General features: G+C 65.5%; 16 protein-coding genes. 5 read left to right on the top strand and 11 right to left on the bottom strand.

From position 1 onward, the window contains the following. Nucleotides 1-63: 63 nt before the first annotated feature. On the bottom strand, nt 64-507 hold the full coding sequence (mscL, locus tag ACSYG9_RS16305) for a large conductance mechanosensitive channel protein MscL (protein ID WP_440127676.1): 444 nt from the start codon (nt 505-507) through the stop codon (nt 64-66). A gap of 154 nt (nt 508-661) precedes the next feature. Between mscL and arsC the strand changes: the two genes are divergently transcribed. Beyond that, nucleotides 662-1009 (top strand): arsenate reductase (glutaredoxin), encoded by a 348-nt coding sequence (gene arsC, locus ACSYG9_RS16300; RefSeq protein ID WP_454839156.1) that lies wholly within the window; start codon nt 662-664, stop codon nt 1007-1009. A gap of 7 nt (nt 1010-1016) precedes the next feature. Here arsC and arcA read toward each other — a convergent pair whose 3' ends face one another. Continuing rightward, nucleotides 1017-2228, bottom strand: a complete 1212-nt coding sequence (gene arcA, locus ACSYG9_RS16295; protein ID WP_440123539.1) for an arginine deiminase — start codon at nt 2226-2228, stop codon at nt 1017-1019. Between the two features lie 69 nt (nt 2229-2297). On the opposite strand from arcA, the gene ACSYG9_RS16290 reads away from it, so the two are divergent. Beyond that, on the top strand, nt 2298-2777 hold the full coding sequence (locus ACSYG9_RS16290) for an FABP family protein (RefSeq protein ID WP_454839154.1): 480 nt from the start codon (nt 2298-2300) through the stop codon (nt 2775-2777). 23 nt (nt 2778-2800) lie between these two features. Here ACSYG9_RS16290 and ACSYG9_RS16285 read toward each other — a convergent pair whose 3' ends face one another. The 5 genes from ACSYG9_RS16285 to ACSYG9_RS16265 form a co-directional block, all read right to left on the bottom strand. Next, a complete protein-coding gene (locus ACSYG9_RS16285; protein WP_454839152.1) occupies nt 2801-3658 on the bottom strand; it encodes an SDR family oxidoreductase in 858 nt (285 codons plus the stop codon). A 43-nt stretch (nt 3659-3701) separates the two neighbouring features. After that, complete coding sequence (locus ACSYG9_RS16280; protein WP_454839151.1) at nt 3702-3845, bottom strand: hypothetical protein; 144 nt, start codon at nt 3843-3845, stop codon at nt 3702-3704. Nucleotides 3846-3957: 112 nt separating this feature from the next. After that, on the bottom strand, nt 3958-5130 hold the full coding sequence (locus ACSYG9_RS16275) for a glycosyltransferase family 87 protein (RefSeq protein ID WP_454842972.1): 1173 nt from the start codon (nt 5128-5130) through the stop codon (nt 3958-3960). Between the two features lie 84 nt (nt 5131-5214). Beyond that, on the bottom strand, nt 5215-6507 hold the full coding sequence (gene nhaA, locus ACSYG9_RS16270; RefSeq protein WP_454839149.1) for a Na+/H+ antiporter NhaA: 1293 nt from the start codon (nt 6505-6507) through the stop codon (nt 5215-5217). A gap of 28 nt (nt 6508-6535) precedes the next feature. After that, nucleotides 6536-7441 (bottom strand): alpha/beta fold hydrolase, encoded by a 906-nt coding sequence (locus ACSYG9_RS16265; protein ID WP_454839148.1) that lies wholly within the window; start codon nt 7439-7441, stop codon nt 6536-6538. A 308-nt stretch (nt 7442-7749) separates the two neighbouring features. Here ACSYG9_RS16265 and ACSYG9_RS16260 point away from each other — a divergent pair, with 308 nt between their 5' ends. Continuing rightward, nucleotides 7750-8178 carry a DUF6653 family protein gene (locus tag ACSYG9_RS16260; RefSeq protein ID WP_454839147.1) on the top strand — a complete coding sequence of 143 codons (429 nt, stop codon included), beginning with the start codon at nt 7750-7752 and terminating at the stop codon, nt 8176-8178. A gap of 98 nt (nt 8179-8276) precedes the next feature. Here ACSYG9_RS16260 and ACSYG9_RS16255 read toward each other — a convergent pair whose 3' ends face one another. The 4 genes from ACSYG9_RS16255 to ACSYG9_RS16240 all read right to left on the bottom strand — a co-directional run bounded on the left by ACSYG9_RS16255 (nt 8277) and on the right by ACSYG9_RS16240 (nt 11612). Further along, a complete protein-coding gene (locus ACSYG9_RS16255) occupies nt 8277-9347 on the bottom strand; it encodes a potassium channel family protein (protein ID WP_454842971.1) in 1071 nt (356 codons plus the stop codon). 212 nt (nt 9348-9559) lie between these two features. Beyond that, on the bottom strand, nt 9560-10336 hold the full coding sequence (locus ACSYG9_RS16250; RefSeq protein ID WP_454839145.1) for an ABC transporter permease: 777 nt from the start codon (nt 10334-10336) through the stop codon (nt 9560-9562). Beyond that, a complete protein-coding gene (locus ACSYG9_RS16245; RefSeq protein ID WP_454839144.1) occupies nt 10333-11067 on the bottom strand; it encodes an ABC transporter ATP-binding protein in 735 nt (244 codons plus the stop codon). The genes ACSYG9_RS16250 and ACSYG9_RS16245 overlap by 4 nt, the downstream gene beginning before the upstream one ends. Then, the gene (locus tag ACSYG9_RS16240) at nt 11064-11612 is read right to left on the bottom strand and encodes a TetR/AcrR family transcriptional regulator (protein ID WP_454839143.1); all 549 of its coding nucleotides are present in this window, start codon (nt 11610-11612) and stop codon (nt 11064-11066) included. Before ACSYG9_RS16240 ends, ACSYG9_RS16245 begins: the two co-directional genes overlap by 4 nt. A gap of 225 nt (nt 11613-11837) precedes the next feature. Between ACSYG9_RS16240 and ACSYG9_RS16235 the strand changes: the two genes are divergently transcribed. Beyond that, the gene (locus ACSYG9_RS16235; RefSeq protein ID WP_454842970.1) at nt 11838-13193 is read left to right on the top strand and encodes a TrkH family potassium uptake protein; all 1356 of its coding nucleotides are present in this window, start codon (nt 11838-11840) and stop codon (nt 13191-13193) included. Beyond that, nucleotides 13186-13851 (top strand): potassium channel family protein, encoded by a 666-nt coding sequence (locus ACSYG9_RS16230; RefSeq protein ID WP_454839142.1) that lies wholly within the window; start codon nt 13186-13188, stop codon nt 13849-13851. The genes ACSYG9_RS16235 and ACSYG9_RS16230 overlap by 8 nt, the downstream gene beginning before the upstream one ends. Nucleotides 13852-13860: the final 9 nt, after the last annotated feature.

Genomic DNA, 13860 nt, shown 5'->3' with positions numbered 1-13860 from the left:
TCGACCGGAAGAGAACGCGGGCCCCGGATACAGGATCGCCGGTTCGGCCCGGCGACCGCGAAGTCAGACGCGCACCTTGCCGCTGTGGCGGCCATCTGTGTCGTCGTCGACGGTGTTGTAGCTGCCCTTCTCGAGCAGGTCGCGGATCTGGATGAGCAGGTCCGTCTCGCTGAGCGGCTCGTCCTCCGGTTCCTTGTCCGGGGCGAAACGGGCCTTGGCTGCGTTGACCGGCACGATCAGCACGAAGTAGACGACCGCAGCGATGATGACGAAGTTGATCACCGCGGAGATCACAGCACCGAGGTTGATGAAGGTCGCCTCGTTCGACGCAAGGATCTTGAAGCCGAAGCCCATCTCGTTGTTGCCGCCGACCACCGCGACAAGCGGATTGACGATGTTGTCGGTGAACGCGGTGACGATCGCGGTGAACGCCGCGCCCACCACGACTGCGACGGCGAGTTCGATGACGTTTCCGCGCAGCAGAAAATCCTTGAAACCTTTGAGCATTCCCCCGGGCCTTTCACGATTGAGCCACATGGTGCGAACAGATTGACCCGGAAATGTTAATGGGGCCGAGCAACCACGCTCAACAGAGACATTTCCGACAGCCGCACCGGCAGGGACATTTCCGACAGCCGTACCGGCAGGGCACAATCGAGACATGGCACACACCGCAACGATCTACCACAATCCTCGCTGCAGCACGTCTCGCAACACCCTCGCACTCCTGCGCGAGGAAGGTCTCGAACCCACGATCGTGAAGTACCTCGATACCCCGCCGTCGCGCGACGGCCTGCGCAAGCTCCTCGACGACGCGGGACTGCGCCCCAGCGAAGCGATCCGGAAGAAGGAATCGCTCTACAAAGAGCTGAATCTCGCCGAAGCATCCGAGGAAGAACTGCTCGTCGCGATGGCCGACAATCCCATCCTCATCGAACGCCCCCTCGTCGTCACCGACAAGGGAACGGTGCTCGCACGCCCCGTCGACAAGGTCCGCGACATTCTCTGACGCGCTACTACAGCGCCGCCCGCGCCAGCGGGCACGACATGCACCGCGGACCGCCGCGGCCGGAGCCCAGCTCCGACCCGGCGATCCGCAGCACTTCGATTCCGGAATCCTCGAGTCGCGTATTGGTTTCGACGTTGCGCTCGTACGCGACGACCACCCCCGGCGCGACCGCAAGGGTGTTGTTCCCGTCGTCCCACTGTTCCCTCTCCGCGACAACGGAATCGAGCCCCGTGTCGATCATCCGGAGCTTCTCGATGCCCATTGCGTCGGCCGCTGCCTCGAGGAACGGCTGCGGTCCCGATATCCGCGCAGAGCCGTCTTCGCGTCGAATCGTGAACGCCTCCAACGTGTCGCGGATGGCGGGATACATCACGACGGCGTCGACGTCGACCATGGTGCACACCGTGTCGAGATGCATCGATGCGCGCCGCTGCTCGATCGGCACGGCAAGTACCGTATGAGCAAGACCGTCTTCGAAGACACTGCGCGCCAATGCTTCTGCCCCTGCCGGACTCGTCCGCTCCCCGACTCCCACCGCGATCACGCCCGGTGCGAGGAGCAACACGTCGCCACCTTCGACGGGAGCCGTGTGCGACTCGTACGCCCGTCGTACACCGAGGAACTTCGGGTGAAACGCATAGATGAGGTCGGTGAGGTTGGTTTCCCGTCGCCTTGCCGGCAGCGCGAGCGTCGAGATCGCCACGCGCGAGCCCACCCAGAACGACGAATCCCGGGTGAAGAGCAGGTTGGGGAGCGGCTCGATGACGAAGTCCGGGCCGTGATGCATCAGCCGCACCAGCGACGGTGGCGAACCCATACCGGCCGCGGGCAATTCGTCGAAAGTCATTCCTGCGATCAGGATTCGCGCCAGTTCGGGTGCGGCAACGGTGCGCAGATGACCGGCGAGTTCCTTGGCCAGCGAGTGCCCGAGGCGACGCGGATCGACGGCCGACGAAATGCTCTGCACCCGCGCAGCCCCGCTGACCTCGAGGGTTTCGGTCAGCAGATCCGAAAGAAGGAGCACTTCCACACCCCGACTCCGCAGCACCTCGGCGAACGCGTCGTGCTCCTCCTGAGCTCGCGCGACCCACGGCAACGCATCGAACAACAGTTGATCGTTGTTCCGAGGGGTGAGCCGCTCGAGTTCCGCGCCGGGCCGATGCAGCATCACGGACGTGAGCGCACCCACCTCGGAATCGACACCCCACTGCTGGTTCATGCGACAACGGTAACTCTCTGCGGAAGGATGGCGGGTGCACACGCGCAGCCCACCCGCGAGGAGTTACCGATGTCCGACAATCCGGCCGACAACGATCCACTCGGCGAGCTCATCGCGTTCGCGGGTCGCTGGGTGGGAGGCGGTGAAGGCCACTACCCCACCATCGACGACTTCTCGTACGACGAGACGATCGAATTCGCCTCGATCCCCGGCAAACCGTTCCTGATGTACGTGAGCCGGACCCGTCACCGCACCGAGGCGCGACCGCTGCACACCGAGAACGGGTACCTGCGCAACAGCGGCGGGGACATCGAACTGCTCGTGTCGCAACCGACGGGTTTCGTCGAAATCCAGCGCGGTCGCCTCACCCAGGGCGTGCTCGACCTCACCGCGGTAGTTCTCGAACGCTCACCCGATGCGAAACCGGTGCACGAACTGAAGCGTCGCTACGTCCTCGACGGCGACACGCTCACCTACGACCTGTGGATGGCCCACGCCGACACCCCGCTCACCCACCACTTGCACGCCGCACTCCGGCGCGACGCATAGATCGGTTTCGCGGGCAGGTCCGGCTACTTCGCGGAGCCCGAGCGTAGAACCTTGCGGAAGTAGTCGTTGGCGCCCTGCATCACGAGGTTGTAGGGCGGGGCGAACTTGCGGGCCCACCAGAAACCGAACCTGGTGTCGAACGACGTGTACACCATGAAGCGATTCTTCCTGATGCCGGCGAGAATGCACTCGGCGACCTTCTCGGGCGACGCCGCGTGCTTGACGAAACGCCCCGTCAGTTTCCGGACCGCGGGCGCGTCGCGATCGACGCCGATGATGTCCACCGTGTCGACCAGCGGGGTGGCCACAGCTCCGGGCACCACCAGCGAAACACCGATACCGTCCCGTTTGAGGTCGAACCGCAGCACCTCCGATACGCCACGTAGCCCGAACTTGCTGGCGCTGTACGCCGAATGCCACGGCAATGCGAGAAGCCCAGCGGCCGACGAGACGTTGACCAGATGCCCTCCGCGACCGGCCGCGATCATCGGCGGCACGAAGTTCTCGATGACGTGGATCGGTCCCATGAGGTTGACGTCGACCATGAGCTTCCAGTGCTTGTGCTCCAGGCGGTCGACGGTCCCCCACACCGACACTCCCGCGACGTTGGCAACGATGTCGACCGACTCGCAACGCTCGTGGACGGCGTGTGCGAAGGCGGTGACGGCGTCGTAGTCGGAGATGTCGAACGCTGCGGAATGCAGTACCGTCCCTCCGCGGCTGCGGACAGCCGTCACGACATCGGCGAGACCGTCCGGATGAAGGTCGGTGAGAATGAGTTCGGCGCCGTCGTCGGACGCAGCGAAAGCGAGAGCCCGGCCGATTCCACTGGCCGCGCCCGTGACGAGAAATCTAGTGCCGCGCAGATCCTTGATCGCCATGGCGACACCCTAACCGCCAGGACATCTGGAGTGCGTAACCTGCTCAGAGCCGCTGCGACATCTCCTCCTGATATTCGTGAATGGTCCGTTCCAGCATGTCGGCGTCATCCTGGCGACCTTCATTTCTTGCAAGGTCCGCTCGGTCACGCAGCACCCGAATCGCACGCCGCAATTCGTCGTCACTCATTCTATGGTCCATGTCACACAGTGTGCCGGTTCCCCCTGGTCCGCGCCATAGCCGAACGTGCGATTGCGAGATCGATACGCTCCTCACAGGCCGACGGTATCGACGTGCGACCTCACTTTCCGATTACCACGGCGTCGGCGCATGGGTCTACGTCGCGGCCGGCGGAGACCGAGTCCCGGCGCCGGATGTCGAGGCGACGGTCGAGCAGCACCGCGAAGATCACGATGAGCACCAACGACCAGCCCCACGTCGGACGCATGTACTCCGCATACCGTCCGGCCTCGACCCACCGTCCCGAATACCATTCGTCGGCGCTGAGGAACCCGTACACCGCGAGCCACGCCGGCCAGTTACGCATCACCGACTGCGGCAACACCACACTCATCAACAACGGGAACAGCAGCATCGAGTAGTACATCTGACCGAGCGACCCGAGCAGGAATGAGGCTGTCATCAGCACCCCCGCGCTGGTGACGACGAAGAACACGTCGTCGCGGCGATGGTAGCGGTAGAGCAGATACATCGTGGCTGCGGCCAACAGCGCGAAACCACCCCGCAGAAACAGGATCAACAGATCCGGCAGGCCGTAGTAGCTGCCGTTACCGGTGATCGAACTGTTGAAGTAATCCCGGGACTGCAGCAGATAGGGCACGGTGCGTTCGACGAACTGCCACGGATCAGCGGCCCATGGCCACGCCAGCGCGGTGAGCAGAATCGGCACCGCCGCGGCAGTAACAAACAACTTGCCCTGGCGCCGCAACAGTGGAAGCAGCAACAACGGTGCCAGGATCGGTTTGATCGCGAATGTCAGCCCGATCGCCACACCGGCCCACAGATCTCGCCGGGCAAGCAGCAACGTCAAGAACGCCATCTGGCCGAGCAGGATGACCCCGTTGATGTTGGTGAACACCAGAGTGTTGGTCACCGATTCCGATGCGAAGGCGAGCACGATCACCACGGGTAGCGCTGCGGAGTGTGCGGTGAATCCGAACATCCGGACCACCAGGTACACCGCGATCAGCACTGCGACCGCGTTGACACCGATGAACAGCCACCGTGAACTGTCCGGCTCGAAGACCGCGAACGGTGCGATCAGCAAGGATCCGGACGGCGGATAGAGGTAATGCGGGTCAACGTGCTGGTAGGCGGCGGTGTAGACCGGTTCGCGGTTCCAGAACGCGACCGCAGCCCGGTACACCCCGGTGAAATCGTCGGTGCGGGCACCGTTGACGGCGAGAATCACCGTGCGGTGGATCACGAGCATCACCGCGACCGGCCACAGCATGCACTTGACCAGCGACTCCGGCGAGTCGACAGTGGTCGCTGTCCACCAGGGCGATCTGCGGAACTCGGTGGAGGGCATGGCTGTTCACCGTCCCTGGTAGACGTCCGGAATCCCATCACCGTCGTCGTCGACCTGTTCGAGGGCGATGATCCGACGGTAAGCGCGGTTGCGGATGGTCAGCACCACCGAGGCGAGGGCGGCGCTGAGCAACGAACCGGCCAGGACCGCGACCTTGACATGGTCTGCCGCGACTGTGCCCGCACCGTATGCGAGATCACCGATCAACAAGGACACGGTGAACCCGATGCCTCCGAGCAACGCGACCCCGAGGACGTCGACCCATCTCAACTCGTCGTCCAGATGTGCGCGGGTGAATCGGGCCACCAGATAGCTGACACCGAAGATGCCGACGACCTTGCCGAGCACCAATCCGGCGATCACCCCGAGTGAGATGGTGTCGGTGAGCGCCTCGGTCAAGCCGGTGAGGCCACCGACCGTGACGCCGGCGGCGAAGAACGCGAACACGGGGACCGCGAGGCCGGCCGACAGCGGTCGAATCCGGTGTTCGATGTGCTCGGCGACGGACACCTTCTTTCCATCCGCATCGCGGGAGACGGGGACGAGGAAACCGAGCAGGACGCCGGCGATGGTGGCGTGCACCCCGGATTCGTGCACAAGCACCCACGCGACGACGGCCAAGGGCACCAGCACCCACCAGGCGTGCACGCCCTTTTTGAGCGCGAAACCGAAGGCGAGAAGTGGGATCAGTGCTGCTCCGAGATAGAACAGGTTCATCTCATCGGTGTAGAAAATCGCGATCACGGTCACGGCGAGCAGGTCGTCGACCACGGCGAGGGTAAGCAGGAAAGTCCGCAAGGCCGACGGCAGATGGGTCCCGATCACGGCGAGGATGGCCACCGCGAAGGCAATGTCGGTGGCTGTCGGAACCGCCCATCCGCTCAAGGACTCGGCCCCGCCACGCACATTGATCGCGACGAAGATCAGCGCCGGGACCACCATTCCGCCGAGTGCGGCGATAACGGGCATCGCTGCCCGACGTGGATCGCGAAGACTGCCTTCGACGAATTCACGTTTGAGTTCGACACCGACGACGAAGAAGAACACCGCGAGCAACCCGTCTGCTGCCCATGTGCCCAGGGACAGGTCCAGGTGTAGTGCAGCAGGGCCGACGGTGATATCACGCAACGCGTGGTAGGAGTCGGACCAAGTGGTGTTGGCCCAGATCAACGCGGCCAGCGCGCCGATCAGCAGTAATATTCCGCCGACGGTTTCCTTACGGAGAATCTCCGCCACCCGACGGGAGTCGTCCCAGGAGCCGCGGGAGAGGAACGGTAGAGCAGAAAACCTTTTGGGCATGAGGGGTCCTCGAGAGTGCGGGTGGTCATCAGTGGTGGTCGTTGCGCGGAGCCGACCGTGCGGTCGTCACATGGTCGAGCAGCTCAGCGAAACGGTCCGGCGCTTCGAGTGGCAACAGGTGCCCGACGCCGTCTAGCACGCGGACCGATGCGGCGGGAAGCCGCGCTGCCAGCGCGCGAAGTGCCCGGCCGGTCAGGACGGGGTCGCAGTCGCCGACGACTGCGGTGAGCGGCGTGCGCTGAGTCCACCGTCGAACCGATTCCTCAGGAAACCGGTGTGGAATGTGCGGAGGCCGGTAATGCGCGCCGATCACGCACAACACCGCGAGTGCTGCGGGGTCGGGCCGAAAGCCGGGTGAGGTCAGGGATTGTAGGAGCCGGCCGGTGGCCTGGTGGTCGGCGTTGACCCTCCATAGCCACCGGCGCCATCGCACCGGCAGCGGGTGCCGAACCGGGGACAGTCCGAGTGGGCCGGTCAGAACGAGCTGTGTGACCTGGTGTTCACGCGAGGCGGCCAGGGCGATGCAGGCTCCGAGTCCGTGCCCCACCAACATCACGGGATCGGGCGTGAGCGCAGGTAGCACCGTGTCGAGCCAGGACCCGTACAAGGCCCAGAAATCGCGTTCCGGTTGTTTCGGTGCACTCAGACCGGGCATCCCGGGCGGGTCGGGAACGAAGACCTGCCGCGACCGTCCGATCGCCTCGATCGCCGGGGTCATGGTCACGGCTGGGGCCTGCGCTCCGGGGACAAGCACGACGGGTGGCAATGCAGATGGATGTCCGGCGACCAGGACACCGGTGGCTCCCTGCGCAGTGTCGACGAGCTGCACCTCGCAACGCAGACCTGAGGCGGTCAGCGCACGGCGGCATGCAGCCTGCACCGCGGTGTGGTCACCGGGACTGCGGTACGGATACCTGGTTCGGGATTCGGTCACTGCGCCGATCGCGCATCGCTGCCGCCAGTGCTGGCGTGGACAGGATAATACGAGAACATGGGCCCTCCAGGGTCGACAGTATGATCACCTACTTGCCGACCAGACTTCCCGGCGCACCGTCCCATACCGTACCGCACGAGAACCGATCCACCGCCGGGCGTAGGCCACAGTCGTCGGGACGGTGTTGTCCTCGGGGAAACCCGGGCCGACCCGACGCCGACAGACTCCTCGTCCACGCCCGGTCCTCGGTGCGCCGGGGTGCGCCGGACCTGGTGGCCATGAACCGCCCCCAAACGCGAGGAACGATCATGAACCGAGTGCAGCAGCTGCGACACTGGATGTTCGCCCGGCATGCCCACCCGATCAGTGCCTGGAGCCGGCTACTGACCACACCGCTGGTTGTCGCACCGTTCTGGACCCGGCGGGCGGATGTGGTCGCTGGAATTCTCGTCTGGTTCGCGATCAACCCGATCATGACTCCCGAGCCGGCCGATCGGAGATCGTTTGCCACCCGAGCCATTCTCGGCGAGGAGCGCTGGCTGACCCAACCTGGCCTGGACCGGACGATGAGCGCGCTCAACGCACTAGGCGCCATCGCCCTCGGCGGAGCCGTCCTCGCGGCCTGGCACCGTCGGAAGGTTCCCACCGTCCTCGGTGTAGCTGCCATCATGGCGCTCACGCTGTACGGCTGGCGGCGCTACGCCAACCTCTACGACGGAGCACGAAATGCCCTCTGACGTTCTCGCTGAAGACGGGAAACCTGCGGTCCGGTGCGAGAATTGCGCCCGGGTACTTTCTCGCAGATCCTGACGGCCCACACCTGGATTCGGCGGTGTCAGCCCGAGTTGCGGCGGGTGTAGAGCAGCCTGTCGCCGACGTCGACGGTGCCCACCTCGGGGGTTCCGACGCGCAGCAGGTGACCGTCGCGCACGACACCGAGCACGATGTCCGGTAGGTCTCGCGGCGAACTGCCGATCTCGTCGGACTCGACAGGGCGTTCGGCGATGGCGAATCCGGCTTCGGGGGTGAGCAGGTCTTCGATTGTCTGCACCACACTCGGTGCGGCGGTGGCGACCCCGAGCAGGCGCCCGGCGGTTTCGGACGTGATGACCACGGTGTCGGCTCCGGACTGGCGCACCACGTGGGTGTTCTCCGATTCGCGGATCGCCACGGCAATCTTCGCGGTAGGGGCGAGCTCGCGGGCGGAGAGGGTGATCAGCGTCGCGGTGTCGTCGCGGTCGGCGGCGACGACGATCGAGGTGCAGTGCGGTACCCCGGCGAGGCGCAGTACATCAGATTTCGTGGCCGAGCCCTGCACGGTGACCAGCCCCTGGCCGGTGGCGGTTTCGAGGACGGTCGGGTCGGTGTCGACGACGACGATCCCTGACGGGGGCAGACCGTCGCCGAGCATCGCGTCCACCGCGGCGCGTCCCTTGGTGCCGTACCCGACGACCACGGTGTGATCGCGCACCCGCCGCCGCCAGCGTTGGATGCGCCAGGCGTCGCGGGAGCTCGCGGTCAGGGCCGACAAGGTGGTGCCGACCAGCACGATCAGGAAGAAGATCCGCAGGGGCGTGATAATCAGAATGTTGACCATCCGCGCGTGGTCGGTCACTGGGGCGATGTCGCCGTAGCCGGTGGTCGACAGGGACACCGTCGCGTAGTAGATGCAGTCCAGCAGTGACAGCTCGTTGTCCTGAGCATCGGTGTAGCCGTCGCGGTCGAGGTAGACCACGAGCACCACCAGCGTCAGGGCGGCCAGGGCGTACCCGACCCGGCGGACGATCGCCCGGCCGGGGCTGGTCTGCGGCTGCGGCACCTGTAACACGCCCACCAGCGCAAACCAGGGTCGTTGGGTGAGTATGTCCGTCCCCTTCGAGTGGCTACGCCATTTCCTGGCGACCATCACGACAGCTGCACGGTGTGTCCGGTCCGGACCGAGTTCACCCGAATACCCGGTTCAGGACCCTGTCTGCATTCAACGGTGCCTCCCTGGTTGGTCCAGCGCTCATCTGCTCGCCGACCAGACTTCCCGGCACACCGCCGATCACCCTATCGTGTGCCTAACCTGTCCGGAACGCTTCGTACCGGAGCGTGTGTCTCTCGAGGGAACTACACCTAGCGCGTCAGGGTGAGTCGGCGCCACGATCGGATCGTCAAGGCCGCGAAAATGGCGGGAACCATGAGTGTGAGGGCGAATTGTGCTCCCGTTACCGTGCCGGCCTGCGTTCCCGCCGCCCACACCCCGGGGGCAGCGAACGGGAACCAGCCGCCGAGTCCCGCCATGACCGCCATCTGAGCAACGAGCACGACAGCGATGATCGCTCCGATCGCCGGAAGGAAACCCCGGCCGACGGTGGCGACCCATGCGCAGGGCATCGCCAGTCCGGCGGTCAGTAGGGCGATGGCGGTGAACTTACCGACGAGCGCGACGACGTCGGCTCCGAGGGTGCCGGGGTCGGCGAACAAGGCCGCCACCGTCAGCGCAATGGCCAGCACCACCGTGGTGACCACACTCCACGCCGACAGGAGCAGCAATTTGGCGGTGGCAACGACGGGCCGCGCGACCGGGGTGGCCCACAGCCCGGTGATCGTGCCCTCGGTGAATTCTCGGCCGAAGACCCATCCCGCGATCACGCCGAAACCGAGCATGCCGCCGACCGAGACGATCGTGGAGGCGGCGGCGAACAGGCCGTCCTGCCCGCCGCCGTCGACGAGGTACTGAGCCTTGCTCGCAACAGCCGGATTGGCGCCGCCCACGGACGCGAGGGTGGCCACGGACAAGGCGATCACCCCGACTGTGAGCAACGCGGTCGCGGTCCATACCGGACGCGCTCGCCGGAATTTCACCCATTCCACCGCCAGGGCGACGCGGAGCTGGTCGGTGCCGGTCATCGTCTCGTCTCGCCGTCCCGATACACCAGTTCGAAGAACTGCCGCTCGAGGTCGATGCCGTCCGGATCGAGGGACCCGACGATGCGACCGGCACCCACGACCGTGATGCGATCGGCGACGCGGGCAACCTCATCGAGATGGTGACTCGACACCATCACGGCCGCACCACGTTCGCGACACCGCTGCAACTGCGTGCGCACCAGAACGACCCCTGCCGGATCGAGCGCGTTGGTCGGCTCGTCCAGGATCAGCAGACGCGGATCGGCAATCAAGGCCGCGGCCAGGCCCAGCCGCTGACGATTGCCCAGCGACAGCTTCCGCGCCCCGGTCATCGCCCACGGTGTCAGTGCCAGTTCCTCGATCCCGCGGTCGGCAGCGGCGCGGGCGGCCCTGGTGGACAGGCCCGCCAGTCGTCCCGTCATGCACAGGTTCTCGGTGACGCTCAATTCCGGGTAGGCGAACGGTGTCTCGACCAGATGCCCGACACCGGTCCAGTACCGCGCGGCCATCGTCGTCGGTGCCCGTCCGTCGACCCGGACGGTGCCCTCGTCCGGTTCGAGCATGCCGAGACACAGGCGCATCAGTGTTGTCTTTCCGGCACCGTTGAGGCCGACGAAGGCATGCACTTCCCCGGGTCTGACCTCGGTGGTCACATCGTCGAGCACGACCGCATCGCCGTAGCGGGTGCGGACGTTGCGGCATTCGAGCAGCGCAACTCCATCGCCGGTCATGACTCGACCTGCAGCAGCTGCATCGCCTGCGCGATCCGGGTGCCAAGCGGCTCCTCGCCGTGCCGTGCCCAATCGGTCAACGCCGCCATCAGTGCCCCCACGCACGCCCCGGCTGCCACGTCGGCTTCGAGCGCACGCACTCCGCGAGATCGGAGCGCACCCGCGATTGCCTCCTGGGTCTCCAAGGTGTTCTCCCACATCCGTGCACGAAGGGCCGGATGTGACACCGCGATCTGCAGGCGGAGTCGCACGTCGCCGAGATGTTCCTCGGGGATGCGCGTCCATGCGCTGAGGATTCCGTTGCATGCCCGTTCGAGGGGGCTGCGATCAGCCGGTTGCGCGGCGACGGCCTCTGCGATGAGCGGGTCGTACGGATCGTCCAGGAGCACTGCGTCCTTGGAAGGGAAATGCCGGAAGAACGTCATATGAGAGACGCCGGCAGCGGCGGCGATGCGGTCGATGGTGACGGCGTCGTAGCCTTCCTCGGCGAACAGCCTGATCGCTGTCGCCTGAAGTCGCTTGCGAGTCTGTTCGGACCTTCCCATCTGCTGAATGTTAGTCACTAACATTCAGCTTGGCAAGAGCGGTTCGCCTTCTGCCGAGCCCCCAGGCGGGTCGGGATTCGGTGCATGCCGTCACAAGTCCTGCGTCAACGACGGCCGGATGCGCCTGTTCCGGCGCCACCCGGCAGGCCTGGTGTCTCAGCAGCGTCGACAGGTCTAGTGTTCGTCGGCGTGACCGAACGCACCGCACCGTCGACACGGACTGCACTGCGGCGCCGGCTGGCGGCGCAGGCCACCCTCACCCCGGTCCGAGTCGTGGCGTTGAGCTTCGCCGCGGCGATCATCATCGGTTCGGTCCTGCTGCTCATCCCGGCAGCGACCAGGTCCGGCGCGCAGACCTCCGTCATCGAGTCCTTGTTCACCGCGACCTCCGCCATGTGCCTGACCGGACTGATCGTCGTCGACACCCCCGTCCACTGGTCCGGGTTCGGACAAGGCGTCATCCTCGCGCTGATCCAAGCCGGCGGATTCGGGATCATGACGATGGCCTCGCTCGTCGGACTGGTACTCGCCAACCGGATCGGACTCAAGGCCAGGCTCAACACCGCTGCCGAGGCGCGGGCGTCCGGGCTCGGAGGCGTACGCTCGGTGGTCTACGGCGTCGTCCGCGTCAGCGTGCTCATCGAAGCCGTTGTCGCGGCGGCGCTGACGCTCCGGTTCGCACTCGGATACGACGAACCACCGTTGCGGGCGCTCTGGCTGGGCGTGTTCCACGCGATTTCGGCATTCAACAACGCCGGCTTCGCCCTCTACAGCGACAACATCATCGGATTCGCCGACGACCCGTGGATCTGCATCCCGCTGATGGTGGCCGTGATTCTCGGCGGAATCGGCTTCCCGGTGCTATTCGAAGTCGGCCGCAGACTTCGACGCCCACTCAAAGACCGCTCTCGTCGGTGGAGCCTGCACACCCGGTTGACCGTGACGGTCACGGCGGTGCTGCTGGTGGTGGGACCGGCCCTGGTGCTGCTACTCGAATGGTCCCGGACGCTGCAGCAGTACGCGTTCGCCGACAAACTGCTTGTGGCCACGTTTCAAGGCGTCATGCCTCGCACCGCCGGGTTCAACAGTGTCGACTACGCCCAGATGGACGACGCCACCCTGCTGGTGACCGACGTGCTGATGTTCATCGGAGGTGGTAGCGGCGGCACCGCAGGCGGCATCAAGGTCACCACCTTCGTGCTGCTGCTGTTCGTCATCGCCGCCGAGGTCCGCGGCCAGAAGTCGGTGACCATCTTCGACCGCCGCATCGACACCCGCGTCCAGCGACAGGCACTGTCGGTGGCACTGGTCGGTGTCGCGCTGGTCATAGTGCCGACCATCGTCCTGCTCGCCGAAACCGACTTCGATCTCAACGTCCTCTTGTTCGAGGTCACCTCCGCATTCGCCACCGTCGGGCTGTCCACCGGCATCACCGCCCAGCTCCCCGCCTGGGGGCAGCTGATTCTGGTGCTGCTGATGTATCTCGGCCGCATCGGATCGATCACCCTCGTCAGCGCCCTGGCTGCCCGACACCGTGGCCGCCGTTACGAATACCCTGTGGAAAGGCCGTTCATTGGCTAGGAAACCCGCTTCCGATGTCGTGGTTGTGCTCGGCCTCGGCCGCTTCGGTAAATCGTTGGCACTCGAGCTGATGGCGCAGGGCGCCGAGGTCCTCGGCATCGACAGCAGCGAGACGGTCATCACGAAGGTCGCCGACCGACTGACCCACGCGGTGGTGGCCGACACCACCGATGAGCATTCGCTACGTCAACTCTCGGTACCCGAGTACGCCCGCGCCGTCGTCGGTATCGGTTCCGACCTCGAAGCGAGCCTGCTCACCGCGTCCGCGCTGATCAACCTGGAAGTACCGAACATCTGGGCGAAGGCGATCAGCAACGCGCACGCCAAGATCCTCACCCAGATCGGCGTGCACCACGTGATCCGCCCCGAGCACGACATGGGTAAACGTGTCGCGCATCTGGTCCGCGGACGGATGAGCGACTACATCGAATTCGACGACGGCTTCGCCATGGTCAAGACCGCCCCGCCGGCCTTCGCGCTCGGCAAGCGGCTCGCCGAGACCACCATCCGCTCCACCTACAAGGTCACCGTCGTCGCGATCAAACGCCCCGGCGAAGGCTTCACCTACGCCACCGCCGACACCGTTCTCTCGGCCGGGGACACCATCATCGTCTCCGGCCAGGTCCGTGACACCGAACGCTTCGCCGATCTGAGCTGAGCGGTCCGG

The organism is Rhodococcus sp. SJ-2 (assembly GCF_053750035.1).
Note: the sequence above shows the minus strand (reverse complement) of the source record. Positions and strands in the feature narration are given on the sequence as shown.

Excerpts from the sequence above, each read along its gene's own strand:
- mscL (WP_440127676.1), bottom strand. The coding sequence starts at position 507 with ATGCTCAAAGGTTTCAAGGATTTTCTGCTGCGCGGAAACGTCATCGAA.
- arsC (WP_454839156.1), top strand. The coding sequence starts at position 662 with ATGGCACACACCGCAACGATCTACCACAATCCTCGCTGCAGCACGTCT.
- arcA (WP_440123539.1), bottom strand. The coding sequence starts at position 2,228 with ATGAACCAGCAGTGGGGTGTCGATTCCGAGGTGGGTGCGCTCACGTCC.
- ACSYG9_RS16290 (WP_454839154.1), top strand. The coding sequence starts at position 2,298 with ATGTCCGACAATCCGGCCGACAACGATCCACTCGGCGAGCTCATCGCG.
- ACSYG9_RS16285 (WP_454839152.1), bottom strand. The coding sequence starts at position 3,658 with ATGGCGATCAAGGATCTGCGCGGCACTAGATTTCTCGTCACGGGCGCG.
- ACSYG9_RS16280 (WP_454839151.1), bottom strand. The coding sequence starts at position 3,845 with ATGAGTGACGACGAATTGCGGCGTGCGATTCGGGTGCTGCGTGACCGA.
- ACSYG9_RS16275 (WP_454842972.1), bottom strand. The coding sequence starts at position 5,130 with ATGCTGTGGCCGGTCGCGGTGATGCTCGTGATCCACCGCACGGTGATT.
- nhaA (WP_454839149.1), bottom strand. The coding sequence starts at position 6,507 with ATGCCCAAAAGGTTTTCTGCTCTACCGTTCCTCTCCCGCGGCTCCTGG.
- ACSYG9_RS16260 (WP_454839147.1), top strand. The coding sequence starts at position 7,750 with ATGAACCGAGTGCAGCAGCTGCGACACTGGATGTTCGCCCGGCATGCC.
- ACSYG9_RS16255 (WP_454842971.1), bottom strand. The coding sequence starts at position 9,347 with ATGGTCGCCAGGAAATGGCGTAGCCACTCGAAGGGGACGGACATACTC.
- ACSYG9_RS16250 (WP_454839145.1), bottom strand. The coding sequence starts at position 10,336 with ATGACCGGCACCGACCAGCTCCGCGTCGCCCTGGCGGTGGAATGGGTG.
- ACSYG9_RS16245 (WP_454839144.1), bottom strand. The coding sequence starts at position 11,067 with ATGACCGGCGATGGAGTTGCGCTGCTCGAATGCCGCAACGTCCGCACC.
- ACSYG9_RS16240 (WP_454839143.1), bottom strand. The coding sequence starts at position 11,612 with ATGGGAAGGTCCGAACAGACTCGCAAGCGACTTCAGGCGACAGCGATC.